This is a genomic window from Butyrivibrio sp. FCS014 (assembly GCF_000526935.1).
Lineage (GTDB): Bacteria > Bacillota > Clostridia > Lachnospirales > Lachnospiraceae > Butyrivibrio.
This window is the reverse complement of sequence record NZ_JAHA01000006.1, coordinates 60,291-83,978: the sequence shown is the minus strand read 5'-3', so window position 1 is coordinate 83,978 and position 23,688 is coordinate 60,291. Positions and strand designations below refer to the sequence as shown.

The window sequence follows — 23,688 nt, the reverse complement described above, 5'->3', positions numbered from 1 at the left end:
TATCATCTCCACTATACACAATATTGAAAGCACTGTCACCGTGTTCGCCTTATCTCTTCCAGGTAGGCTGCAGGCAAACCGCATCAAGGGTCCCGTCATCATTCCAGTAAACATCGACCATGTAGGTTCCGTCGTCCTTCCACTGCCACATACTGGGCTGGTAGTAGAAGCAGTCGAAACCGTGCTCCGCAAGGCACCTCTCTGCATCAGCCGCAGGCTGTCCGTTGTACAATCCCCACAGTCTGAAGTTCGTTCCATAGGGAATATCCGACGCGTAGAACTTAATGTATATCAGATATATCCTGTTATGATCGTAGTTCATCTCAAATACCCACCACAGATCGTTCTCGGGACAATATCTGAATATGCCGCTCTCCTCAGAAGTTGCTATCTCGGTAAAGCCCGGCATTCCACGGAATGCGCTGGGATCCTTGCCATAGAACTGTGCGAAGTCCACCGGTGTGTTTCTCACATCGGGAAATTTCGAAGTATCTATGTTCTTGCTGTCATCAATTGTGATGGGGTTCAGGGCATAGCCTGTGTAATTTCCTGCATTATCGTAAGCATAAATGTGTGTAACGTAGCTCCCCTGCTCTTTCTTGTGATCCTTGATGTCCACATGGCATATATATCTGCTGCCATAGTACTCACCCTCATACCAGATGATATCGTCCTGCCCGTTCTTCTCTGTCCAAGTTGGGAAAAGAACCTTCGACACCCCGCCGACGTCTCTGACAAAGCAGGACACATCATACCCCGATCCGGAAACATTGCTTATCACTGCATTTGTCAAATAAGGCGGTGTTGTGTCACCCCCATTGTCCCGGGCATATGCACGGACAGGTAAAAGAGCCGAAATAAACATGATCATTACGACTGCCATAAGCGCATTTCCTATTCTGTTTTTTGCTTTCATCTCTGAATCCTCCTCTCTTTGAAAACACACACATTTATTGTAATTATTGTATGGTTTGGCCATGTGGGAGTACATCACAAAAGCTGCAAAAAACAGTGTGTAAAATAACAATTTTTCGAGAATTACGGTGCCGACGCTAGCGTAAAGTTTTTGTAGGATTAATTGAAAAAGGGGATTTCCTTCGTGATATAGTTATTTACGGTGTCCAAGCCAAAATAACCAAACGGAGGAGTCCCCTTGTGTTAAATAGTATACAGCATTTTATTGAGAATGGAGTACCAAATCTTCAGAAGGCATCAAAAGATTTTTCAGAGGATCCGAGAGACTTTGCAGGTTTCATATACAAGGTCAGGAATGAAGCGCTTCAGATGGCGTTGGATTACATTTCTGAAACCCTTACAACCTGCAACCAGATATTAAAAGACAGTCCTGTGAGAAAGGAAAGATGGGAAGTGGTAAGGACTGACGAGAAGTCTCTTATCACCTCAATTGGAAAGGTTATGTTTTCCAAGACACTGTTTAAGAACAAGGTGACTGGAGAACGCAGATATCTACTGGATGACATGCTTTCATTTGACCCTCATGAAAGGATGTCAGAAGATGCCATAGCACAGCTCTTATCAGAGAGCGTTCAGACCTCTTATCGTAAAGGTGGACAAGCAGCAAGCATCCTTGATGAGGTCAGCAAAGAGACTGTAAAGGATAAGATACATGCTCTCGAGTTCCCCAAGGAACAGAAAAGAAGAGGCAGAAAACGCAAGGTTGAGTATCTGTATATAGAGGCTGATGAAGATCATGTGTCGCTTCAGTTCCAGAAGGAAAAGGGGGATCTCCAGGTCAACCAGTATGGAAGAAAACTCAATGGAATGATAAACAAGCTTATCTATGTTCATGAGGGCATTGAAAAGGATGCTCCCAAGAGTACAAGACATCACCTTGTTAATGCCCATTTCTTCTGTGGTTCTTATGAAGGCAAAGCAAACAGTGAACTCTGGGATGAAGTCTACACATATATTGACAACAACTATGACATAAGCAGCATAAAGAGGATATACCTAGGAGCAGATGGTGGAGCCTGGATTAAGGCTGGGGGAAAAAGGATAAGTGGCATCACATATGTGATGGACGAGTTCCACCTCAAAAAATACCTGATAAAGATGACAAACCATTTGATGGATAGTGCTGATGATGCCAGAAAGCTTCTCTGTGAAATGATCAAGGATGGAAGTAAGGAAGATTTCCTGTCTGTGGTAGATATGCTTGAATATCATGCCTCAAACGACAAGGAAATGAAACGTGTGCAAGAAGGCGCTGATTATATACTTGATAACTGGTCTGCAGCCAAGACAAGGCTTAGATACAGGAGGATTCCTGGATGTAGTACTGAAGGTCATGTCAGTCATGTCCTGTCAAAAAGAATGAGCATGACTCCAATGGGCTGGAGTCGAAAAGGCGCTGATAAGATGGCAAGACTCAGTGCCTATACATGGAACAAAAGGGATATGCTGGAACTTGTGCGTTACCAGAAGACAGTAATGCCTAAGGCTGCTGGGGCAGAAGAAGTAGAGACTGTAGTAGCGCATGTAAGAGAAAAACAGTATTCCCATCCGGCGTGGGGAAAGTATGTCGATAGCATACAGGTAGAGCTTAGTTCAGAGCTGAAGAAGTGGATGAGCATCGGAATGCATAACTACATCTGGAAACTGTTCTAAAAGGAAGCCAGAGGCTGACGCCTCTGCCTTTGAATAAAGTGCGCCAGAGCGCACACCTATCCTTGATCTGCTTGACTACAGACCAAGGATTAGAATGACAGCCTTGAACTGTCCTCCAACCAGGCGCTATAATGAGTAAGGTTTGAACATCTGAACTGATCACAGGGGCAATCTACCCTTTCGAATCCTACAGTAAATTTACGCCGTCGGTGCCGACTTATTATATCCATGAGGATTACGTTATGTTGTATAATAACTGTATATTTCTGTATTCTGATGATCGGGGGAATGATTCATGAATGAACTAAAGAAACCACAGAACATCGTCTACCTTGCAGTGATCGGAGCAGCTTTTTTGCTGTCCCTGATACTGTGTCTGACCTTTATTTCCAAAAGAGAACCTGCTTCCGATGAGGCTGCGGAAACGGCAACGGTTGTGAAGAAAGAGGACAAGGTCCTTGTCACCGTAAACGTCGAGACAGTAGAAGACGGCCTTCGGGACATGGGGACTTTGATAACCCAGGAGTACTACTTCTCCCAGGTGGAAAAATATACCAAGTCCAAAAAGATAGCCTGGGTCTTCGACTCAACTTCTGAGATAGCCTACGGCTACGATGGAACCGTCACAGCGGGGATTGATTTTACAAAGATCGAACTGGAAAAGGACGAGGAGAATAAGACCGTCAAGGTCACAATCCCCCCTTCGGAGATTCAAAATGTTGATATCGACACCTCCTCCTTCAGGGTGTATTCGGAAAAAGACTCTCTGTGGAATCCCATGAAGCTTGAGGATTACAACCTCTCACTTCAGGAGTTTGAAAAAGCGGCAGAGAAAAAAGCCCTGGACAGCGGAATCCTTGAGCGCTCCGACGAGCAGGCAAAGCTTCTTATCAACGGATTTATCAGGAACTATTCCGCCCTTTCCGATTATGATATTGAAATGGAGGTAAAGAGATGACTTTAAATCTGAAAAAAGCTATGATGATCGCCCTGGTACTGCTTGTTGCGGTGATTTCCGTAACCGTGGTGGCTCCCTGGGCCAGTTCCTCCAAAACCCACACAAAATCTATTGAGCAAACCGAAAACATGACAGGAGATGTGCTCACCCTTTCAGGAATTTCCGCAGGAACCTCTGCCACACTCTCACTGCTTCCGGGAGATATCTGTACTCCCATCGCAGAGCAGATGGCTGAGCTATCCAAGTATTTCCTTATAATCCTGAGTGCGCTTTATCTTGAGAAATACCTTGTAACCATCGCAGGGATCATAACCTTCTATTTTCTGATCCCCTTAGCCTGTATCCTCTTTTGCATATACATTCTCACCGATGGCAAAAAATGGCGTGAAATTGCCGGTAAACTTGCCCTTATAGGACTCATCATCTTTATCCTGGTCCCTGTCAGCAGCAAGCTCTCAGCTCTTGTTTATCAGTCACAGCAGAGCCGCATAAACAATGCCATTGAAGAGTACAACGGGCTGGAGATCGAAGGCGATGAAGGAGGCGGCATCATAAGTGAGCTTACCACCATCACCAACAAGACCGTTGACAGCGTAACAAGCTTCCTTAGCAGTCTCGTGGAGTCCCTTGCGGTGATGATCGTGGCCAGCTGCCTCATTCCGATTCTGGTATTTATTCTCCTTGCCTGGATAGTAAAAACCATCTTTGCAAGTACTTGATTTTAATGGTGTTTTCATATATTCTAATATAAGATGCGCTTTATCACTTTAAAGCGTTGGATTTTTCAAGTAATATGGTAGGAGGTTATTTCATGAACGACGCTAATAACAAGCAGCTCATGCTGGGCAATAAGGCTGTTGCCCGGGGGCTTTACGAAGCCGGTGTCTGCTTTATCTCCAGCTATCCCGGAACCCCCAGTACCGAGGTCACCGAGGAAGCTGCCAAATATGATGAGATTTACTGCGAGTGGGCTCCCAACGAGAAGGTGGCCATGGAATCCGCATTCGGCGCAAGTCTTGCAGGCCGCAGAAGCTTCTGCGCCCAGAAGCACGTAGGTTTAAATGTTGCCGCTGATCCACTCTACACCATGTCCTACACAGGCGTTAATGCCGGAATGGTAATTGTTGTGGCCGACGATGCAGGCATGCATTCCTCTCAGAATGAGCAGGACTCAAGGCACCATGCCATCGCAGCCAAGGTTCCAATGATCGAGCCCTCCGATTCCGCAGAGGCTCTTGAATTCACAAAGCTTGCTTACGAGATTTCCGAGAAGTTCGACACTCCCGTGCTCCTTAAGATGTGCACCAGAGTTGCCCACTCTCAGTCAATAGTAGAAACCGGTGACCGCAGTGTTCCGGATTTCCCTTATGAGAAGAACATCGGCAAATATGTCATGATGCCCGGCAACGCCAAGAGACGCCACCCCATCGTTGAGGAGCGCACCAGAAAGCTCATCGAATACGCCGAGAACTGCCCTCTCAACAGAGTTGAAATGGGCGGTACTAAGATCGGTATCATAACAGGATCCACCTCTTATCAGTATGTTAAGGAAGTTTTCGGAGACTCCGTTTCAGTTCTCAAGATCGGTATGACCAATCCCCTTCCGGAGAAACTGATCAAAGACTTCGCTTCCAAAGTAGATAAGCTCTTTGTGGTTGAGGAGCTTGATCCCATAATCGAGAATCATGTAAAGGCCCTTGGTCTTACCGTTACCGGAAAAGAGCTGCTTCCCATCTGCGACGAGTTCTCCCAGAAGCTCATTGCAAAGGCATTTGGAAAGGAAGCCGAAGACTCTTTTGCCCTGGAAGATCAGATTCCCAACAGGCCTCCCGTTATGTGTGCGGGCTGCCCTCACAGAGGACTGTTCTACACCCTTAAGAAGAATAACTGCACCGTACTTGGTGATATCGGATGCTACACCCTTGGCGCGGTTCCGCCCCTTGGAGCCATCGAGATGACTCTTTGCATGGGTGCATCCATCGGCGCTCTTCACGGCTTCAATAAGGTCAGAGGCGCAGAGAGCGAGAAGAAGACTGTTGCTGTCATCGGAGATTCAACCTTTATGCACTCCGGAATGACAGGTCTTGCCAACGTGGCATACAACCAGTCCAATTCAACCATTATTATCGTAGATAACTCCATCACAGGTATGACAGGTCATCAGCAGAATCCCACAACAGGCTACAACATCAAGGGAGATCCTGCCGGAAAGATCGATCTCGAGGCACTTTGCAAGGCAATGGGCTTTGAGAGAGTCAGAGTTGTTGATCCCTATAACCTTGAGGAGTGCGACAAGGTACTTAATGAGGAACTTGCAGTAGAAGCACCTTCAGTAATCATTTCAAGACGTCCCTGCGCTCTTCTTAAGTATGTTAAGCACAATCCGCCTCTTAATGTTAACACTGACAAGTGTGTTGGCTGCAAATCCTGCATGAGGATCGGCTGCCCTGCCATCTCCATAAAGAACGGCAAGGCCACCATCGACAGCACACTGTGCGTTGGCTGTAACGTATGCAGCCAGCTGTGTCCCGTAGGTGCCTTCGAATAAAGCTTGCGCTTTATTCAAAGGCTTTCGGGGCGACAATTTAATTTGCTTGCGCAAAAGGTCGCCCCTCACACTTGTATCATTTTCTCACGCAGTCAACAGCTAAGTGTTGACTGCTGATTATACTTTATTTAGGAGGCGTGAAGCAATGGAGACTAAGAATATTATGATCGTGGGCGTTGGAGGACAGGGCTCACTTCTTGCAAGTAAACTTTTAGGTCACCTTCTTTTGTCACAGGGGTATGACGTTAAGGTTTCCGAAGTACACGGCATGAGCCAGAGAGGCGGAAGCGTTGTCACCTACGTTCGCTACGGTGACAAGGTCTTTTCCCCGGTCATTGACAGGGGCGAGGCAGACTACATCGTCTCCTTCGAGCTTTTGGAGGCCGCAAGATGGCTTCCCTTCCTTAAGAAGGACGGACAGATCGTTACCAACACCCAGCAGATAGACCCCATGCCGGTTATCACGGGAGCTGCAGAGTATCCCGAGAACCTGGTTGAGAAGCTTAAGGCCACAGGTGCAAAGGTTGACGCCCTTGACTGTCTGTCACTGGCCGAGGAAGCAGGCTCTTCAAAGGCAGTTAACATCGTACTTCTGGGAAGACTCTCCCACTACTTTGACCTGCCTGAGGAAGCCTGGATGAAATCACTTGAAGCTAATGTTCCCGCCAAGTTCCTTGAGATGAACAAAAAGGCCTTTGAGCTTGGTAAGAACTTTGCCTGATACCGTCGTGTTTTTTATGTTGGAGGAGAATAACTATGGAGAGGTATTATCAACCGGAGATCGAGTGTGCCTCCCTTGAGAAGATCAGGGAGATACAATCCGAAAAGCTGGTAAAACAGGTTAAGCACGTCTGGGACAACGTTCCCTACTATCGCAAAAAAATGGAGGCAAAGGGTGTTACTCCCGACGACATCAAGTCGGTTGACGACCTTCACAAGCTTCCCTTCCTTTCTAAGGCTGACCTTAGAGAGAGCTATCCCTACGGACTTTTAGGTGTTCCAAAGAGTGACGTTGTCCGCATACATTCAACGTCAGGAACCACCGGCAAAAGAGTCATCGCCTACTATACACAGCACGACATAGATCTCTGGGAAGACTGCTGCGCAAGAGCCATCACTGCTGCAGGCGGAACAGAGGATGACGTATGCCAGGTATCCTACGGATTCGGACTTTTCACCGGAGGCGCAGGACTCAACGGCGGATCACACAAGGTTGGCTGTATGACAGTGCCCATCAGCTCCGGTAACACCGATCGTCAGATCATGTTCATCAACGACCTTCAGGCAACAATCCTTTGCTGTACTCCCAGCTACGCAGCTTATCTTGGCGAGCGTATGCAGGAACTTGGCTACGGTCCCGACGATATTCCTCTTAAGGCAGGAATCTTTGGCGCTGAGGCCTGGAGTGAGGAGATGCGTCACTCCATCGAGAAGACCATGGGAATCAAAGCCTTTGATATCTACGGACTTACAGAGCTGTCCGGCCCCGGTGTTGCCTTTGAGTGCTCAGCGCAGAGAGGCATGCACGTAAACGAGGATCACTTCATCGTGGAGATCATCGATCCCGAGACCGAGGAGGTTCTTCCCGAGGGAAGCCAGGGCGAGCTGGTATTCACAGCGGTTGATAAGGAAGCCTTCCCCATGATCCGCTATCGTACAAGAGATATCTGCAGGGTATCGAGAGAAAAATGCTCCTGCGGAAGAACCCTTATCAGAATGGCCAAACCCATGGGAAGAAGCGACGACATGCTCATCATCCGCGGCGTAAACGTATTCCCCAGCGAGATCGAGACTGTGCTTCTCAACAACGGCTATGCCGCCAACTACCAGATTGTGGTTGACCGTGTAAACAACACTGATACACTGGATGTACAGGTTGAGATGACACCTGAGATGTTCAACGATAACGTAGGTGAAGTTGAGCAGAGACAAAAGAAGCTTGAGGCTGACCTTAAGTCCATGCTGGGCATCAAGGCCAAGGTTTCACTTCTGGCACCCAAGTCCATCACAAGATCTGAGGGCAAGGCTGTCAGGGTTATCGATAGGAGGAAAATATGAGCATACAGCAGATATCCGTATTTCTTGAAAACAAGCCCGGAACCCTCAAGAAAATGACCGGTGTCCTGGCAGAGAATAAGATAGACCTTAGAGCCACGTCCCTTGCTGAGACCAAGGACTTTGGCATAGCAAGACTCATTGTTGATGATGCCATCAGCGCCATCAACACTCTTAAGGAGCATGACTTTGTTGCAAGCCTTACTCCCGTTCTTGCAATTGAGATCCCTGACGAGGCAGGCGGCCTTGATAAGCTCCTTGAGGCCTTCGACAACGAAAACGTCAACATCGAGTACATGTACGCCTTCTCCGGAGGCAAGAGCGTAAACAGCGCCTACATGATCTTCCGCGTAGCCGACACCAAGGCTGCCGAAGCAAGACTTGTTGGCAAAGGCGTCAAGATTCTGACCCAGGAAGACATCGCCAACATCTAACGCACCGGATGGTCCCTTGACTCCATCCCCAGGGACCAAAATAGTACAACAATATATAAGAGCACAGGAAGAAGCCCCCTGCCGGTTCCGGCAAGGGGCTTCTCTTTAGGGATAATACTAACAGGATGGGAAAGTGTATGAGTTAACGGGCTAAGATGAGCACGGGCGAAACGTCCCGCAGCCCACTTAATACCCGATAACTTACTCAGTATCGTCTGAAAGCGATGTACTCTGATGAACCATAACTTCCTTGTCATAGCATGCAAATGCGCCGTCCACAAGTTCCTTGTCGGGCTTCCTGGTAAACAGGGAAACCACAGGTACGATAACAAGGCCTGCGATCATGCAGAAAGCACCTGCATTGATGGGTGACTGTAAAAGTGCGGGGAAGCTTGAACGAACAAGCATATTTGCAAGCATTACAACTGTTGAGAATACGAAGCTGCACCATACGCCGGCCTTGCTGGTTCCTCTCCAGTAAAGACCATACAGGAACGGTGCAAGGAACGCTCCTGCAAGAGCACCCCAGGATACACCCATGAGCTGAGCGATGAAGGTCACATTCTGCTTGTACTGTATGATGGCGATGACAACAGAGATAGCAACGAATACTACTATCAGAGCCCTCATGATAAGGAGCTGTTTCTTTTCATCCATATCCTTGTAAACATGGCCCTTAAGAAGATCAAGGGTAAGAGTTGAACTGCTGGTAAGTACCAGTGAGGACAGGGTCGACATGGAAGCCGACAGCACCAGAACAACCACAACAGCAATAAGAAGATCCGGCAGTCCCGAGAGCATTGTAGGCACGATGGAGTCGTATCCGCCGGCTGCAATATCGATCTTATCGGAAAAGAGCCTTCCAAAACCGCCAAGGAAATAGCATCCGCCTGCAACAACAAAGGCAAAGAAAGTTGAAACAATGGTTCCCTTGGAGATGGCTTTCTCACTCTTTATTGCGTAGAATTTCTGGACCATCTGAGGAAGTCCCCAGGTTCCGAGGGATGTAAGGATAACTACACCAAGAAGGTTAAGGGGATCCGGGCCAAAGAAAGATGCGAAGATACCGGGTGTAGAAGCAACGCTCTCATCACTGATCCTTGCAAGTCCGTCAAGAGCTGCCATAAATCCGCCCTGGCTGTTAAGCACGGATAAAATAACCGCGCAGATACCGATCAGCATGATGATACCCTGAATGAAATCATTGATAGCGGTAGCCATATAGCCGCCTGCGATAACATAGATTCCGGTAAGGACTGCCATTACAATAACGCAGATAGAATAGTCGATGTTGAATGCCATTCCGAACAGTCTGGAAAGACCGTTATAAAGTGATGCCGTATAAGGTATCAGGAATATGAAAGTGATGATGGATGCTGCAATCTTAAGAGATCTGCCTCCGAATCTTGAGGCAAAGAACTGGGGCATTGTCGCCGAGTTAAGATGCTGAGTCATGATCCTTGTTCTTCTTCCCAGGATAACCCAGGCAAGGAGCGAACCGATAAGGGCGTTTCCTATTCCGACCCATGTTGCGGCTATTCCGTATTTCCAGCCGAACTGTCCGGCGTAACCAACGAAGATAACTGCGGAAAAATAGCTTGTTCCATAGGCAAAAGCTGTAACCCAGGGACCTACCGATCTTCCTCCCAGAACGAAACCGTTAACATCAGTGGAATTCTTGCGGCAGATAAAGCCGATGGTCAGCATCAGACCGAAGAATACCAAAAGCATTAAGATCTTGATAATCATGTTTTTCCCCTCCAACAAAATGTTCTTTCCATACTTTATCACTTTAAACCGACAAATGTCAACGGTTTAAAGCGATAAAGTGCATAAATATTTAAAAATCCCCCAAAAGGTGGCTTTGGATGTTTCCTCAGCCCTCTTTGGGGGATTTAATAAACATCAGAAAAGTTCCTGAAAAACCCGTTCTTACTTCCTGGTCATTATGGTGATTGCTTTGTTCACAACAGTGATATTGGTCTCTCTGGCTGATCCTCCGAATTCTCCGTCAATGGTCCACTCGGTCTCCTCATCGGAAATAAAGTTGGCATAATGCACCTGTTTAAAGGTAATGTATGGGTTACCCGCTTCCTTGTTGGCAAGCGCCGTGATGATGGCTCCAAACTCCGACAGATTCTTGGGAGCCTTTATGAGAAGCAGCTCCATCCTGCCGTCATTCTGCTGCACATCCGTATCTCCGAAAAGATTCATTCCGCCTACGGAAGCGGAATTACTCATAGCTCCGAAGATATAATCACCCTCTTCATCGATGCCCTCCGACTCAATCCTCATATGGCAGCTGTAGCCGATATTCTGGGGAAGTTCAGCAATGGCGCTGATAACATATGCCGCATATCCAAGAACATTCTTAAGTTCCTGGTCCGTTGCATAACTCACCTTTGAAAAAGCCCCGAAGGCCGCCACATAGTTGAAGTATCTGTCGTTCATCTTCCCCACATCATAGGCGTAGGGCTTGCCGTGGACGGACACGTCGATTGCCCTTATCCTCTGGGAAGGAATCCCGATACCCCTGGCAAAATCATTGGTGCTTCCCGCGGGAATATAGGCCAGAAGCGGCTTCCTCTTCATATCCATCAAGGCACTCATGACATGATTTAAGGTCCCGTCACCGCCGCTGCAAAGCACAAGTTCGACCTCGCCCTCGTACTTTGCAAGTATCTTTTCCGAAGAAAAATCCGTGCCCGGGATTATGGGGTACATTATGGGCTCATAGCCTTCATGAGCAAGGGCTGTAGCCATATCCAGCGCATCATTGGCGCCCCGTCCTGTTCCCGCTATTTTGTTAATAAGAATAAGTGCCTTCTTCTGTTCTGCCATAGCCAATCATCCTGCCTGATATAAAAATGTCTTTTCCCCGGGATTTATACACGCTTTTTGTAAGTCCTGTAGGTATAGGTAAGATCGAAGTATACCTGCTCCTCGCTCTCATCCACCATCTCCCACTCCGGAAGTTTGTCCAGGTTGGGAAAATAGCTGTCGGCGTCATAAGCTTTATCGATAAAAGTCACGATACAGGTGTCGCAGTCATCAAGGAACTCCTTATAGACACTTGCTCCGCCGATGATGAATACGCTGTCGGGATCTTCATCCTTAACAAGCTCCAGAAGCTCCTCTTTGTTGTGGGCAACCTCTGCGTTTTTTACCTCGTAGTCCTTTTTCGTGGATAAAATAATGTTGCGTCTCTTCGGAAGTACCACCTGCTGCGGGAAGGTCTCAAGAGTCTTCCTTCCGTAAACAATGGTTCCTCCCATGGTTATGTTTCTGAAATTCTTCTGGTCCGCGGGGATGCTCACAAGGAGCTGTCCCTTGTTTCCTATGGCCCAGTTGCTGTCAACGGCTACAATTGCCTGCATAAATATCCTCCAATATTTAACTATTTGCTCCGCCGGGGAGCGATACGGATTGCTGCGTTATATGAGCGATGCGGCTTGTTCTCGCCTTCTCATCGCTTAGATGGCAATAGGTATGTCTTTTATCTGCTCGCCTGCTACCTCGTAGCCCTCAAGGGATACGTCGTCTCTTGTGAACTTATAGAAGTCCTTTACGTCCGGATTAAGGTGGAACTTAGGTGCCGGAAGAGGCTTTCTCTCAATAAGCTCCTTGATAAGAGGAATGTGGCGGTCATAGATGTGCGCATCGGCAATGACGTGCACCAGCTCTCCGACATTCATATCGCAAACCTGTGCGATCATATGAACCAGAACCGCATACTGAACCACGTTCCAGTTGTTGGCTGCAAGAACATCCTGGGATCTCTGATTCAGGATGGCATTGAGGGTCAGCTTATCCTCCCCGGGCTTCTGTGTGACATTATAGGTCACGGAATAAGCACAGGGGTAAAGATGCATCTGGGAAAGATCGGAGAATACATAGGTATTGGTCATGATACGGCGGGAGAAAGGGTTGTTCTTAAGGTCGTAAAGAACCCTGTCCATCTGGTCAAACTCTCCCTCCTTGTACAGGCTCTTTTGTCCGATCTGATAACCGTAGGCCTTGCCGATGGATCCGGTCTCATCTGCCCACTCGTCCCAGATGTGGCTGTTAAGGTCGTTGATATTGTTGCTCTTCTTCTGGTAGATCCATAATACCTCGTCGGTAGCGCTCTTAAGGGCGGTCTTCCTCAGGGTCATGATGGGAAATTCCTTCGAGAGGTCATACCTGTTCACAACGCCGAATTTCTTGACGGTATAGGCAGGTGTGCCGTCCGGCCAGTGAGGCCTTACCTTCTCCCCCTCCGTTGATGTACCGTTTTCCAGAATGTCACGGCACATGTCAATAAAGATCTCGTCTGCTCTTGCCATACTCTCTCCTCCTGCGTTTTCTGTGTTTACTCATTCCCAAAAATTTTCTATTCGCGCTTCCCCGGCCGGCCCCGTTACTTCGACCACTTGTCGCACAGGGAATTTATCTGATCGGCGAACTTCGCCTTGTCCTTGTTGGAAATACCCTCCGACTTGGCTATGATGCCCATAAGTCTTGCTCCGGCAGCCTTAAGCCGCGCATAAACGTCGGAAACCAGTGTAGATTCTTTTTTCTTGACAGGAATCGGTACACCTTCCTTAATGAAGGTTCCCGAAATAATATCAAATTCGGTCCCGCTGTAGGGAGCATAGGTGGTAAAGCCGTGTTCCTCAGAAAGGCACCGGGCAAAAGAGGTACATACGCTGTCCTCTCCGTGAACGATGAAAACTCTCTTTGGCTTTTCCTTAAAGCCTTCGATCCACTCGATAAGGCCGTTCTTGTCGGCGTGTCCCGAAAGTCCTTCGAGCTTACTTATCTCGGCCTTTACATCGATGGTCTCACCAAAGAGCTTGATCTGCTCCGCTCCGTCAATGATGGCACGTCCTGTGGTTCCAACCGACTGATAGCCAACAAAAAGGATGGTGCTCTCAGGGCGCCACAGATTGTGCTTTAAGTGATGTCTTATACGTCCCGCCTCGCACATTCCCGATGCGGAAATAATAACCTTGGGCTCGGGATCCTCGTTGATGGCCCTCGACTCCTCGGTGGTGATGGTAAGGTTAAGTCCCGGGAAGGTTATGGGATTGATTCGCTTTTTGATCAGCTCCATAGCCTCTTCATCGTAGCATTCGTACTGATTGCGCTGGAAAATCTCCGTGGCCTCCACCGCCAGAGGACTGTCCACAAATACCGGGAAATTGGGAAAAGCGGGAACCAGTCCCTCTTTCTTGATCTTCCTTATAAAGTAGAGCATCTCCTGGGTTCTTCCAACGGCAAAGGAAGGGATTACCACGTTTCCGCCCCTGGCAAAGGTTCTGTTTAGGATCTCCGCCAGGTCTTTTACATAATCAGGAGGCATCTCGGAATGAAGCCTGTCTCCGTAAGTGGATTCCATGACAACATAGTCTGCGGAATCGGTCATCTGCGGGTCCTTTATAAGGGGCTGGTCCTTGTTGCCTATATCTCCGGAGAACACCAGCTTTTTGGTGACATTCTTCTCGGTAAGCCACACCTCAATGCTGGAAGATCCAAGAAGATGTCCTATGTCGGTAAACCTTATCTTAATGCCCTCGCAAACTTCAACCTCATCTCCGTAAACGCAGGGCACGATGCATCTGATGGTATTCTCAGCGTCTTCCATGGTATAGGAAGGCTCCATCATTGCGATCTCCTTATTCCTTTTGCCCTTGCGGTTTCTCCACTCGGCTTCCTGCATCTGAATGTGGGCACAGTCTCTGAGCATGATGCTGCAAAGATCTGCAGTTGCGTCCGTGGCATAGATCTTGCCCCTGAATCCCTTGGAATATAAAAGCGGAAGATTTCCCGAATGGTCCACATGCGCATGTGTCAGGAACACGTAGTCTATTTCCGGCGCGGATACAGGCAGCGGAACGTTCTCAAAATAGTTTCTGCCCTGCTCCATACCGTAGTCAACAAGAATGTTCTTGCCGGCAGCCTCGATAAAATGGCAGCTTCCGGTTACTTCGTGATCGGCACCGATAAACATCAGTTTCATAAGAACCGCCTCCTGCATGGTCCAAAGAAATCATCCCACGGGATGGATTCCTTAAGACACTTCGTCATTATGATTAATTATATCATGAATTTATCGTGGAAAAAGCACTGCTTATTTGGTAAAATATATGGGATTGATTTAACTAAATAAGGAGATTATGAAAATGTTTGGTAAAAAATATGGTAAAAGAGCTTTCGCAGGTATTCTTACTGCAGCTTTAATAATGTCTGTAACTGCTTGCGGTTCCACACCTGAAGCAGAGGAGACATCAGTACCCGCAGCATCTTTTGAGCCCATCGAGTCCGCACCTGAAGTTGAGGTTACCGAGGAGCCTGCTGTGGAAGAAGACACCGATGAGCCCTACGTTCTTCCCGAGGGAATGTACTTCAGCGAGGTGACCGGCGAGCCTATCAGCGAAGAGATCAAGGACCAGCGCCCCATCGCAGTAATGGTTGACAACGAGAAGACAGCGCTTCCTCACTACGGCACATCTGAGGCCGATGTAGTATACGAGATCATGAACAGCACAGCCAATGACCGTATCACAAGACTTATGTGCATAGTAAAGGATTGGGGCAAGATCGAGCAGATGGGCAGTGTCAGAAGTACACGTCCCACCAATATCCTTCTTGCAGCTGAGTGGAACGCAGTTCTTTGTCACGACGGAGGCCCTTACTACAACGATCAGTATTTCTCACAGCCCTGGGCATCACATTTCTCAGGAACCTTCTCCCGTGTCAACAACGGTAAGGCAAGAGAGTTCACAGAGTACATCGTAAGCGGCGACCTTGAGTCCAACTTCTCATCCAAGGAAGGCAACTCAGCATATTCAACAACCTACAACGAGTATGCTAATGCCGGAAGCCACTTCAACTTTGTAAATTACGGCGACGAGATCTTCCTCGACCAGAAGTATTCAAGATCCTACACAGCCAAGAAGATCGTTCTTCCTTTCACTCATAACGGTTCACACCTGATTATGAACGAGGAGACAAACGAGTATGAGTACTATGAGTACAACGATCGTCATGAGGATGCAGAGGACGACATGCCTTTAAGCTTCAAGAATGTCATCCTTCAGAACTGCTCTTTTGCACAGCTTGATGACCACGGATATCTCATTTACAACTGCATCGGATCCGGCAACGGCTGGTACATCACCAACGGCGTAGCCAAGGACATCACCTGGGTTAAGTCCGGCGAGACCGATGTTACAAGATTCTACGACGAGAACGGCGATGAACTCCAGATCAACACAGGCAAGACCTACATAAGCCTTATTCCCTCCGACACATGGGACAAGGTAATCTTCGAATAATTACGACTTACGGATCAGAGGTTGATGTATGCCTTTAAACATTGACAGGTTCAAGAGAATAAACGGTCATACATTAAAGATAATCGCATGTATCACCATGCTCATAGATCACATCACAGCCGGGATCCTTCTCCCTGTTATCAGGAAGGGTATGTATCCCGACAGTATTACCTTTGATCAGATGAAGATGGTTTACAATATTCTCAGAGGGATCGGCAGGACTTCTTTCCCTATTTTCTGCTTCCTTCTGGTAGAAGGCTTTATCCATACAAAAAGCAGGCTAAGATACGCTCTTAGCCTGTTTATTTTTGGCCTTATTTCCGAGATTCCCTTCGATATTACCTTCTATGCCAAAGAAGACGTATTTAACATAAGCATTCCCGAGATAATGGCCGCCAACAAGGAACATCTTTCCGAGCACTGCAACGTGTATTTCACGCTCCTTATCGGCCTTATGGTCATTTGGTGCTGCGACAGGATACAAAGGTTCATTCGGGAAAAGAACCTTCATATCGCCTTCTTTTTTGTCATGAGCGCCATCCCCGTCACCGCCGGTATCCTCCTTGCTGAAAAGCTCCACACCGACTATCACGGCTACGGTGTGTTCCTTATTGCTGTTTTATATCTTCTCAAGATCTATGAGCCTGTTAACATCTTTGCAGGCTACATATTCTTCTTAAACCTCGGAACCGAATATCTGGCTCTTCCGGGTTTCATTCTGCTTCTTCTCTACAACAAAAAAAGAGGGCGAAAGCTTGGAAAGCTTAAGTACGCTTTCTATGCCTTCTACCCTGTACATATCATTGCTATTTACTTCTTCAGGTGCATCCTGTTTGGTTAATTCTCCACTGTATTATATACAAACAGTGTCTCCATGGCTTTCTGAGCACCCTGTATGTCTGTAGTTGAAATGGTGTAATCCCTGATAACATTGGTATTAAATGCTACAAGTCCGTTCTCACCGGCTGTTACTGATGCATACTGTCTGTATCCGGTGTCCTTGCTTCCTGTGAGCACGTATACCGTATCTCCCGGAGTAACATCCAGCTTCACACTCACCATTGCAGATGAAGGAAGAATGGTCTTCCTGGAAAACTTCACTTCATAGGTTCCGGGATAAAACTCATCCTCACACTTGGTAACTGTTCCGCCTACTGTCATAAAGCCATTAAGTGTTGTGACCGTAACCTGCTGAGACAGCCTTGTATCAGAAAGCCCTAAGCCTATTGCCTCATGAGCTGCACCTTTATTATTTAAATAATCCCTGAGGACATCCTCGGATCTTGCAAGGAATTCATCACTCATCCCGATGATATTATAAGAATGGTGGGCAATTCCCAGCGCTGCTGTCATAAGCAAAACTATTGCTGCGGCAAAAGAAATAATGAACCTTTTTCCGTTTGTAAACATCTTAAATCTCACTATCCAATAAACTATTTTTCACAAAGCAAGGTATAGTTTATCACAAATTTGACACAATTTGCAATGCGGAATTTAGATATTTTTTATTTTTGTTTATATTTATTTTAGAATTGGGCAGATGCCTTTTTTACCGTCTCCAGGTCTTGGGCTGAAGCACAATGAACATGGGAAGAAGCTCAAGTCTTCCTGCCAGCATGTCAAACATCAGGACAATCTTGGAGAAATATGAGAACTGTGAATAGTTGCCCATGGGGCCAACCATGCTAAGTCCGGGTCCGATGTTGTTCATGGTGGCAATTACAGAGGTGATGGTTGTCGGGAAGTCAAAATTGTCCAGCGAAACCAGGATCGTTGATACGATGAAAGTGATCACATAAAGTCCAAGGTATGCTGACACAGATTTAACCGTGGTTCCCTCTACAGTGTGACCGTCCATGTAAACTCTCTTAACAGCCTTGGGATGAACCAGGAAATTAAGTTCATTGCGGGCATTTCTTATAACAATAAGAAGTCTTGAGAATTTGAACCCGCCGCCGGTGGAACCTGCGCAGGCACCCACTGTCATAAGTACGCACAAAAGAACCTTCGAGAACATGGGCCACTGATCAAAGTCCAGGGTTCCGAATCCTGTTGTGGTCATAATGGAAGTTACGGCAAACAGTGCATGGTGGAAGGAATTAAAGGCTGAGCCTGCAAGTCCCGATCTGTACACGTTAAGTCCGATAAGGGCCGATGCCACAAGGATTGTTCCAAAGTAGTACTTGACCTCATCTATTGCAAAAGCCTCTTTGGGCTTTCTGTGGATCAGGAAATAGTAAACGGTAAAGTTAACGCCGCACATAGCCATGAACACAATGATGATGCCCTGTGTCAGCATGGAATATCCGCCGATTCCCTCGTTGGTAACAGCAAATCCGCCGGTTCCAACTGTTGAGAAGGAAATGGTGAAAGCCTCGTACAATGAAAGACCAGAAGCCCAAAGGCACACAACCTCAAGAAGGGTTATGGCTACATAGATAAGGTAGAGGATCTTCGCTGTGTCTTTTACCTTGGGAACGATCTTACCAACTACCGGTCCCGGGCTCTCCGCTCTCATAAGATGCATGCTGTAGCCGTCAGCCATGGGAACAACCGCAATAAGGAATACAAGAACTCCCATACCGCCGATCCAATGGGTGAAGGTTCTCCAGAACTGAACGCTCTTCTCGATCTGGTCCACTGAAGTTAAGATACTTCCTCCTGTGGTGGTAAAACCTGAAACGGTCTCAAAGAGCGCGTCTATGTAGTTGGGAATGGTTCCCGTGATCACGAAGGGCACTGCGCCGATCATACTCATCACGATCCAGGCTACCGCTGTTATGGTAAAGCCCTCCCTGGCGAACATGATCTTGGATTCCGGCTTCTTGTGGGAGCCGATAATTCCCACTATGCTGCAAAGTGCGATCAGTGCAAGAAAAGAAAAGGCACTGTCAAATTCTCTGTATATCAAGGCTACTATAAGCGGAAGCACCAGAAGTACTCCCATAACCCTCAGCAGTCTGAATAACACATATCTGACCATTGAGTAATTCATTTTTTACTTCTCCAGTATGTCATTTATATCTTTTAAGCCCGGCAGCATGGTAACTACAATCACGGAATCTCTGTCCCTGATCATGGTATCTCCGCTGGGGGATATGATCTCACCGTAGTGATTGATGCAGGCAATAAGAACGCCTTTTTTGAGTTTGAGTTCGGAAAGAGGTTTGCCGATAACGGGGCTGCCGCTGCGAACAATAAACTCCAGAGCCTCCGCTCTGTCATCATTGAGCTTGTAAAGAGTCTCAATGTTACTGTCCTTGGATGCGGACATTCCGCGGACGAACTCAACAATTCTCTCGGCGGTAATGTTCTTGGGATAGATGATGCTTCCGATTCCCAAAGATCCGATTATATCGCCGTAGTTAACCCTGTGCACCTTGGTGATAAGCTTGGCCTTGGGGTTAATGCTCTTTACATACATGGAGAGCATGATGTTCTCTTCATCCAGGTTTGTGAGAGCCACAAAAGAATCGGTTCTGGTCACGCCTTCTTCAAGAAGCATGTCCTTGTCTGTTCCGTCTCCGTTAATAACAAGGGCCTGAGGAAGAAGATCAGTGAGATCTTTGCATCTTACGGGATCCTTGTCAAATATTGTAACCTTTATGCCAAGAGAAATAAGCTGCATTGCCAGGTAATATCCGGTCTCACCGCCGCCTATGATCATTGAAGAATGAACCTTGGCTGTGGGAAGTCCCAGCTTCTTGAAGAAATTCAGAGTTCCCTTGCTGGAGCCGCAGATGGTGATCTCGTCTCCCGCTCTTAAGATAAAGCTTCCGTCAGGGATAAATACTTCATTTCCTCTGGAAACTACAGCAATGACAACCTGTTTCTTGAGATCTGAAGGAATATCCTTAAGGGCATGGTCACAAAGTCTTGAATTCTCATCTATAACAAGCCTTACAAGCTCTGCTCTTCCTCTTGCAAAGGTCTCAATTTTGGTGGCGGAAGGAAGCTTAAGAAGTCTTGAAGCTTCGCTGGCTGCCGCCTCCTCAGGATTGATTACCATGGAAAGTCCAAGTTCTTCTTTGATGAAGTTGATCTCCTTCTTGTAGACAGGATTACGAACTCTCGCTATGGTATGACAGTTACCGGCTTTCTTGGCTATAAGACAGCACAAAAGATTCAGTTCATCTGAATTGGTAACCGCTATCATGAGCTCCGCAGAATCGATGCCTGCGTCCTTCATGATGGAATAGCTGGCGCCGTTGCCAACGATTCCCTTTACATCCAGGTTGTTGACAGCTGCCTGTACCACCTGGGATTTCTCTTCGATCACGGTAATATCATGACCTTCCTTGCTAAGCTGCTGTGTAAGGGCAAGCCCCACATTTCCACAGCCAACAACTATGATCCTCATAACATGCCTCCGAAATTTATATCATAAACATTATAGTCTTAAAGGATTCAACCTTCAATTCACATGTATTGTATCCGCACTTTTTTCAAACTGTTCTTCGCAGTCATCGTCTTCCGCCCTCTGATAGGTGACGGTGAAGACCTTGTATTTGGAGATAAGCATATACACCGTCTGATGTATCGTCTCCTCTCCCTCGGCCCTGTAGGAGGACCGGATCTTAAATCCCGGATATCCGTCCACTTCTATATCGTCAAAAGACTCTACTGCAAAGCCAACGTCCTGACCGTACTTACTGTTAAAAGCAGCTGACAGGGTCTCTTCATAAATCTCTTTTGTAAGGAGCGTGGGCTCGTCCGTTATTCTGTTTCCGGGCACATTGAAGCTCTCTTCCTGCCTCTGCCTGTTGGTAAAAGTCACATCCTTGCCGTTGTCGTAGAAGCTGTACTTGATGGTGGAGGACTCCATGGGGTAGTTCCTGTTGATGAATACTCCGCTCTCCGGCCCCGGCACAAACTCCGAAGGTATCACAAAGCTGCACCAGCCGGCTTCCGGAAGATCCTCCTGTGCCCTTACTTTCACCGCATCTGTGGTCAAAAGAGCTGTCGACATCGCCACAGCAGCGGCAAGAGCCACAGCCGTGATCATCTTAAGTTTATCCGTAACAATACTTTTCTTCATTAGTTCTTTTGCAAACTCCGATATTGCTTTATTACTATAAAAGGCACAGGTCAGTAGACTTTCCTGTGCCTTTATATTTGTTTCTTTAGATCAGGCCTCGTAGCTGTCGATAAGCTCAAGTGAATGCTCTTCATTCATCTTTTTGCACATCTTTACAAGCTCATCAAGAGGTACATTCTGAATCTGCTTGTTGGAGCCGCGAACATTGATGGATACAGTGTTCTCAGCAGCTTCTCTGTCACCGATAACAAGAATGTATGGATCCTTGTAGTTCTTGTACTTCTTGATCTTCTCCTTCATGTTGTTGTCGGAGTAATCAGCCTCTACGCGGATTCCTGCATCCATGAGAGCCTTCTCAACCTTCTTGGCATACTCATTGTGCTCCACTCTGATGGGAACAATGCCAACCTGGTAAGGTGAAAGCCAGAAGGGGAATACTCCCTTGAAGTTCTCAATGATGATACCTATGAATCTCTCTAAAGATCCGTAAATAGCTCTGTGGATAACTACAGGCATCTGCATTGTGCCGTCCTGAGCCTGGTATGTAAGTCCAAAGTTATGAGGAAGCTGGAAGTCAAGCTGTACAGTTCCGCACTGCCACTCTCTTCCAAGGGCATCCTTGATCTGAAGGTCGATCTTGGGACCATAGAAAGCACCATCGCCCTCATTGATCTCATATCCGCCCTCACCGTACTTCTCATCAAGGATCTCCTTGAGAGCAGCCTCGGCTCTGTTCCAAACCTCGATATCTCCCATGAAGTCCTCAGGTCTTGTTGAGAACTCTGCTCTGTAGGTTACACCGAATGTTGAGTAGATCTCGTCAGCGATTGCGATTACATCTGCAATCTCCTCTTTGATCTGTGACTCCATTACGAATGTATGGTCATCATCCTGACGGAACTCCTGTACACGGAAAAGACCGTTCATCTGTCCGGACTTCTCCTTGCGGTGAAGCACATCGTACTCACTGTATCTGATAGGAAGCTCCTTGTAGGAGTGGTTAGTTCTCTTGTAGGTCATCATGGCATTGGGGCAGTTCATGGGCTTTGCAGCCATGGTGTCCTCAAGCTCACGGTTGTAGATCATGGAACCTGCAACGATCTTAACGGGCTTGGGCTCTTCAAAAGCATCGTTGTAGTTCTCAAATACCTCAGGAATCTCGGCATCAGCCTTAACCATTCCCTCAAGACCGGGGACCATGAACATGTTGTTTACATAGTGTGCCCAGTGTCCGCTGATAAGCCAAAGCTTCTTGTTGTTGATAAGGGGAGCTGCGATCTCTGTGTATCCGTGTCTCTCCTGTACCTCTCTTGAGTACTTAAGGAGTGCCTGATACATCTTCCATCCTCTGGGAAGCCAGTAAGGCATTCCGGGAGCTGTCTCATCAAACATGAAAAGATCCAGCTGAGGACCGATCTTCTTGTGGTCTCTCTCCATAGCTTCCTGGATCATCTTGATGTGCTGCTTGAGCTCATCCTTGGTCTGGAAAGCATATACATAAATTCTTGAGAGCTGGTCTCTCTTCTCATCACCTCTCCAGTAAGCACCTGAAACGCTCTTGATCTGATAAGAAACGTTCATGAGCTCCTGAGAATTGTCTACGTGAGGTCCTCTGCAGAGATCTACGAAATCCTCACCTGTATAGTAAACTGTCAGTGTCTCGTCTTCGGGAAGATCATTGATAAGTTCAACCTTGAACTTCTGATCTTTGAAGATATCAAGGGCCTCAGCTCTTGAAACCTCTTTTCTTGTCCAGTCCTCTCTTCTCTTGATGATCTCTCTCATCTTGTCTTCGATGGTCTTGAAATCATCCTGGGTCACTGCCTTGGGCAGTACGAAATCGTAGTAGCAGCCGTCATCGATCTGGGGTCCGATAGCAATCTGCACTTCCTTGCCATAGAGCTCAAATACGGCCTTTGCCAGGATGTGAGCCAGTGAGTGACGATAAACTTCTTTGAATTGTTCTTTTTCCATTTCATTTCTCCTTTCGGCAATCCCAACCGGGGAGAGCCTTTCTTTATTGTTTTTTATATTTGTTCCCGCAGCTTACACCAACCAAGTGCTATGCTACCGGGTACATTCAGAATTAATGCTCTGCAGCGGTAATGGTATTTACTGCGCTCTGCCGTGGCACTTCTTGTACTTCTTGCCGCTTCCGCAAGGGCAGGGATCATTGGGATATACTTTTGCTTCTTTTCTGATGGTATGTGAATTCTTCTCTTCCTTATAAAGCTCTTTTCTCTTAGCCTCATCAAAGATGGGTTCCCACTCGGGAAGATTGTAAAGCCAGTCTGCACCGGCACCAACCATGTTCTTGTAGAGAAGCTCCTTGTCAAAACCAAGGTTAACCTCTGTATCCTCTTCCATCTCCTCGATGGGGTTCTGCTCCTTAAGGCTGTCGTTGATTCCGTCAAGGAATCCAACCATTGTCATAAGGTCAACGCCATACTTCTCAGCAAGCTCCTTAACAGTTCCCTTAACTGTCTCGTCGGGATTCTTTAAAAGCTCTGCGTAAATGTCCTTTTCCTTCTGGAAATAATCTGTCCAAAGTCTCTGAAGATCGCCTTTATTGGCTGTCTCTGAATATGCGGTGTTACGCCATTTTTCTAATAATGCCATAGTTTTTACTCCTGTTTCGTTGAAAAAATTAAGCGTATGAAGCTTAATTGACTACATACATTCAATATTCTAATATATCTTCTCTAATC

The 23,688-nt window shown here is 47.0% G+C and carries 21 protein-coding genes; 9 read left to right on the top strand and 12 right to left on the bottom strand.

The window, feature by feature from the left end:
- Nucleotides 1–49: 49 nt before the first annotated feature.
- On the bottom strand, nt 50–916 hold the full coding sequence (locus T456_RS0104180; RefSeq protein WP_024865057.1) for a GBS Bsp-like repeat-containing protein: 867 nt from the start codon (nt 914–916) through the stop codon (nt 50–52).
- Between the two features lie 239 nt (nt 917–1,155).
- Here T456_RS0104180 and T456_RS0104175 point away from each other — a divergent pair, with 239 nt between their 5' ends.
- From T456_RS0104175 to T456_RS0104145, 7 genes are all read left to right on the top strand, one after another.
- Nucleotides 1,156–2,628: an ISLre2 family transposase gene (locus tag T456_RS0104175; protein ID WP_024864352.1), complete on the top strand. Its 1,473-nt coding sequence runs from the start codon at nt 1,156–1,158 to the stop codon at nt 2,626–2,628.
- Between the two features lie 295 nt (nt 2,629–2,923).
- Nucleotides 2,924–3,586 carry a DUF4230 domain-containing protein gene (locus T456_RS0104170; RefSeq protein WP_024865056.1) on the top strand — a complete coding sequence of 221 codons (663 nt, stop codon included), beginning with the start codon at nt 2,924–2,926 and terminating at the stop codon, nt 3,584–3,586.
- A complete protein-coding gene (locus T456_RS0104165; protein ID WP_024865055.1) occupies nt 3,583–4,305 on the top strand; it encodes a hypothetical protein in 723 nt (240 codons plus the stop codon). Before T456_RS0104170 ends, T456_RS0104165 begins: the two co-directional genes overlap by 4 nt.
- 92 nt (nt 4,306–4,397) lie before the next feature.
- Entirely contained in the window at nt 4,398–6,134 is a 1,737-nt protein-coding gene (gene iorA / locus T456_RS0104160) for an indolepyruvate ferredoxin oxidoreductase subunit alpha (RefSeq protein WP_024865054.1), read from the top strand.
- Between the two features lie 145 nt (nt 6,135–6,279).
- Nucleotides 6,280–6,855 carry an indolepyruvate oxidoreductase subunit beta gene (locus T456_RS0104155; protein WP_024865053.1) on the top strand — a complete coding sequence of 192 codons (576 nt, stop codon included), beginning with the start codon at nt 6,280–6,282 and terminating at the stop codon, nt 6,853–6,855.
- A gap of 35 nt (nt 6,856–6,890) precedes the next feature.
- Complete coding sequence (locus T456_RS0104150) at nt 6,891–8,192, top strand: phenylacetate--CoA ligase family protein (RefSeq protein ID WP_024865052.1); 1,302 nt, start codon at nt 6,891–6,893, stop codon at nt 8,190–8,192.
- Complete coding sequence (locus tag T456_RS0104145) at nt 8,189–8,623, top strand: acetolactate synthase (RefSeq protein ID WP_024865051.1); 435 nt, start codon at nt 8,189–8,191, stop codon at nt 8,621–8,623. The genes T456_RS0104150 and T456_RS0104145 overlap by 4 nt, the downstream gene beginning before the upstream one ends.
- Nucleotides 8,624–8,824: 201 nt before the next feature.
- Here T456_RS0104145 and T456_RS0104140 read toward each other — a convergent pair whose 3' ends face one another.
- From T456_RS0104140 to T456_RS0104120, 5 genes are all read right to left on the bottom strand, one after another.
- Nucleotides 8,825–10,372: a sodium:solute symporter family protein gene (locus T456_RS0104140; protein WP_024865050.1), complete on the bottom strand. Its 1,548-nt coding sequence runs from the start codon at nt 10,370–10,372 to the stop codon at nt 8,825–8,827.
- Nucleotides 10,373–10,555: 183 nt separating this feature from the next.
- Nucleotides 10,556–11,464, bottom strand: a complete 909-nt coding sequence (locus tag T456_RS0104135) for a diacylglycerol/lipid kinase family protein (protein ID WP_024865049.1) — start codon at nt 11,462–11,464, stop codon at nt 10,556–10,558.
- Nucleotides 11,465–11,508: 44 nt separating this feature from the next.
- The gene (locus tag T456_RS0104130) at nt 11,509–12,000 is read right to left on the bottom strand and encodes a dihydrofolate reductase (protein ID WP_024865048.1); all 492 of its coding nucleotides are present in this window, start codon (nt 11,998–12,000) and stop codon (nt 11,509–11,511) included.
- Nucleotides 12,001–12,096: 96 nt separating this feature from the next.
- On the bottom strand, nt 12,097–12,948 hold the full coding sequence (thyA, locus tag T456_RS0104125; protein WP_024865047.1) for a thymidylate synthase: 852 nt from the start codon (nt 12,946–12,948) through the stop codon (nt 12,097–12,099).
- Nucleotides 12,949–13,022: 74 nt separating this feature from the next.
- Nucleotides 13,023–14,624, bottom strand: coding sequence for an MBL fold metallo-hydrolase RNA specificity domain-containing protein (locus T456_RS0104120; RefSeq protein WP_024865046.1), 1,602 nt, complete (start codon nt 14,622–14,624; stop codon nt 13,023–13,025).
- Between the two features lie 163 nt (nt 14,625–14,787).
- On the opposite strand from T456_RS0104120, the gene T456_RS0104115 reads away from it, so the two are divergent.
- Complete coding sequence (locus tag T456_RS0104115; RefSeq protein ID WP_051464967.1) at nt 14,788–15,942, top strand: DUF3048 domain-containing protein; 1,155 nt, start codon at nt 14,788–14,790, stop codon at nt 15,940–15,942.
- Between the two features lie 28 nt (nt 15,943–15,970).
- Nucleotides 15,971–16,783, top strand: a complete 813-nt coding sequence (locus tag T456_RS0104110; protein WP_024865044.1) for a TraX family protein — start codon at nt 15,971–15,973, stop codon at nt 16,781–16,783.
- Here the strand turns inward: T456_RS0104110 and T456_RS0104105 are convergent.
- The 6 genes from T456_RS0104105 to T456_RS0104080 all read right to left on the bottom strand — a co-directional run bounded on the left by T456_RS0104105 (nt 16,780) and on the right by T456_RS0104080 (nt 23,599).
- Entirely contained in the window at nt 16,780–17,352 is a 573-nt protein-coding gene (locus T456_RS0104105; protein ID WP_024865043.1) for a hypothetical protein, read from the bottom strand. The two genes, T456_RS0104110 and T456_RS0104105, sit on opposite strands and share 4 nt — an antisense overlap.
- Nucleotides 17,353–17,491: 139 nt before the next feature.
- The gene (locus tag T456_RS0104100) at nt 17,492–18,937 is read right to left on the bottom strand and encodes a TrkH family potassium uptake protein (protein ID WP_024865042.1); all 1,446 of its coding nucleotides are present in this window, start codon (nt 18,935–18,937) and stop codon (nt 17,492–17,494) included.
- A gap of 3 nt (nt 18,938–18,940) precedes the next feature.
- Nucleotides 18,941–20,302: a Trk system potassium transporter TrkA gene (gene trkA, locus T456_RS0104095; protein WP_024865041.1), complete on the bottom strand. Its 1,362-nt coding sequence runs from the start codon at nt 20,300–20,302 to the stop codon at nt 18,941–18,943.
- Between the two features lie 54 nt (nt 20,303–20,356).
- Nucleotides 20,357–20,980, bottom strand: a complete 624-nt coding sequence (locus tag T456_RS0104090) for a hypothetical protein (protein WP_024865040.1) — start codon at nt 20,978–20,980, stop codon at nt 20,357–20,359.
- 90 nt (nt 20,981–21,070) lie between these two features.
- Nucleotides 21,071–22,954: a threonine--tRNA ligase gene (gene thrS, locus T456_RS0104085; RefSeq protein ID WP_024865039.1), complete on the bottom strand. Its 1,884-nt coding sequence runs from the start codon at nt 22,952–22,954 to the stop codon at nt 21,071–21,073.
- A 138-nt stretch (nt 22,955–23,092) separates the two neighbouring features.
- Nucleotides 23,093–23,599, bottom strand: a complete 507-nt coding sequence (locus T456_RS0104080) for an SEC-C metal-binding domain-containing protein (protein WP_024865038.1) — start codon at nt 23,597–23,599, stop codon at nt 23,093–23,095.
- Nucleotides 23,600–23,688: the final 89 nt, after the last annotated feature.

Bases quoted from the DNA above. Each gene is read 5' to 3' on its own strand.
- T456_RS0104180 (WP_024865057.1), bottom strand. From the start codon at position 916: ATGAAAGCAAAAAACAGAATAGGAAATGCGCTTATGGCAGTCGTAATG.
- T456_RS0104170 (WP_024865056.1), top strand. From the start codon at position 2,924: ATGAATGAACTAAAGAAACCACAGAACATCGTCTACCTTGCAGTGATC.
- T456_RS0104165 (WP_024865055.1), top strand. From the start codon at position 3,583: ATGACTTTAAATCTGAAAAAAGCTATGATGATCGCCCTGGTACTGCTT.
- iorA (WP_024865054.1), top strand. From the start codon at position 4,398: ATGAACGACGCTAATAACAAGCAGCTCATGCTGGGCAATAAGGCTGTT.
- T456_RS0104155 (WP_024865053.1), top strand. From the start codon at position 6,280: ATGGAGACTAAGAATATTATGATCGTGGGCGTTGGAGGACAGGGCTCA.
- T456_RS0104150 (WP_024865052.1), top strand. From the start codon at position 6,891: ATGGAGAGGTATTATCAACCGGAGATCGAGTGTGCCTCCCTTGAGAAG.
- T456_RS0104145 (WP_024865051.1), top strand. From the start codon at position 8,189: ATGAGCATACAGCAGATATCCGTATTTCTTGAAAACAAGCCCGGAACC.
- T456_RS0104140 (WP_024865050.1), bottom strand. From the start codon at position 10,372: ATGATTATCAAGATCTTAATGCTTTTGGTATTCTTCGGTCTGATGCTG.
- T456_RS0104135 (WP_024865049.1), bottom strand. From the start codon at position 11,464: ATGGCAGAACAGAAGAAGGCACTTATTCTTATTAACAAAATAGCGGGA.
- T456_RS0104130 (WP_024865048.1), bottom strand. From the start codon at position 12,000: ATGCAGGCAATTGTAGCCGTTGACAGCAACTGGGCCATAGGAAACAAG.
- thyA (WP_024865047.1), bottom strand. From the start codon at position 12,948: ATGGCAAGAGCAGACGAGATCTTTATTGACATGTGCCGTGACATTCTG.
- T456_RS0104120 (WP_024865046.1), bottom strand. From the start codon at position 14,624: ATGAAACTGATGTTTATCGGTGCCGATCACGAAGTAACCGGAAGCTGC.
- T456_RS0104115 (WP_051464967.1), top strand. From the start codon at position 14,788: ATGTTTGGTAAAAAATATGGTAAAAGAGCTTTCGCAGGTATTCTTACT.
- T456_RS0104110 (WP_024865044.1), top strand. From the start codon at position 15,971: ATGCCTTTAAACATTGACAGGTTCAAGAGAATAAACGGTCATACATTA.
- T456_RS0104105 (WP_024865043.1), bottom strand. From the start codon at position 17,352: ATGTTTACAAACGGAAAAAGGTTCATTATTTCTTTTGCCGCAGCAATA.
- T456_RS0104100 (WP_024865042.1), bottom strand. From the start codon at position 18,937: ATGAATTACTCAATGGTCAGATATGTGTTATTCAGACTGCTGAGGGTT.
- trkA (WP_024865041.1), bottom strand. From the start codon at position 20,302: ATGAGGATCATAGTTGTTGGCTGTGGAAATGTGGGGCTTGCCCTTACA.
- T456_RS0104090 (WP_024865040.1), bottom strand. From the start codon at position 20,980: ATGAAGAAAAGTATTGTTACGGATAAACTTAAGATGATCACGGCTGTG.
- thrS (WP_024865039.1), bottom strand. From the start codon at position 22,954: ATGGAAAAAGAACAATTCAAAGAAGTTTATCGTCACTCACTGGCTCAC.
- T456_RS0104080 (WP_024865038.1), bottom strand. From the start codon at position 23,599: ATGGCATTATTAGAAAAATGGCGTAACACCGCATATTCAGAGACAGCC.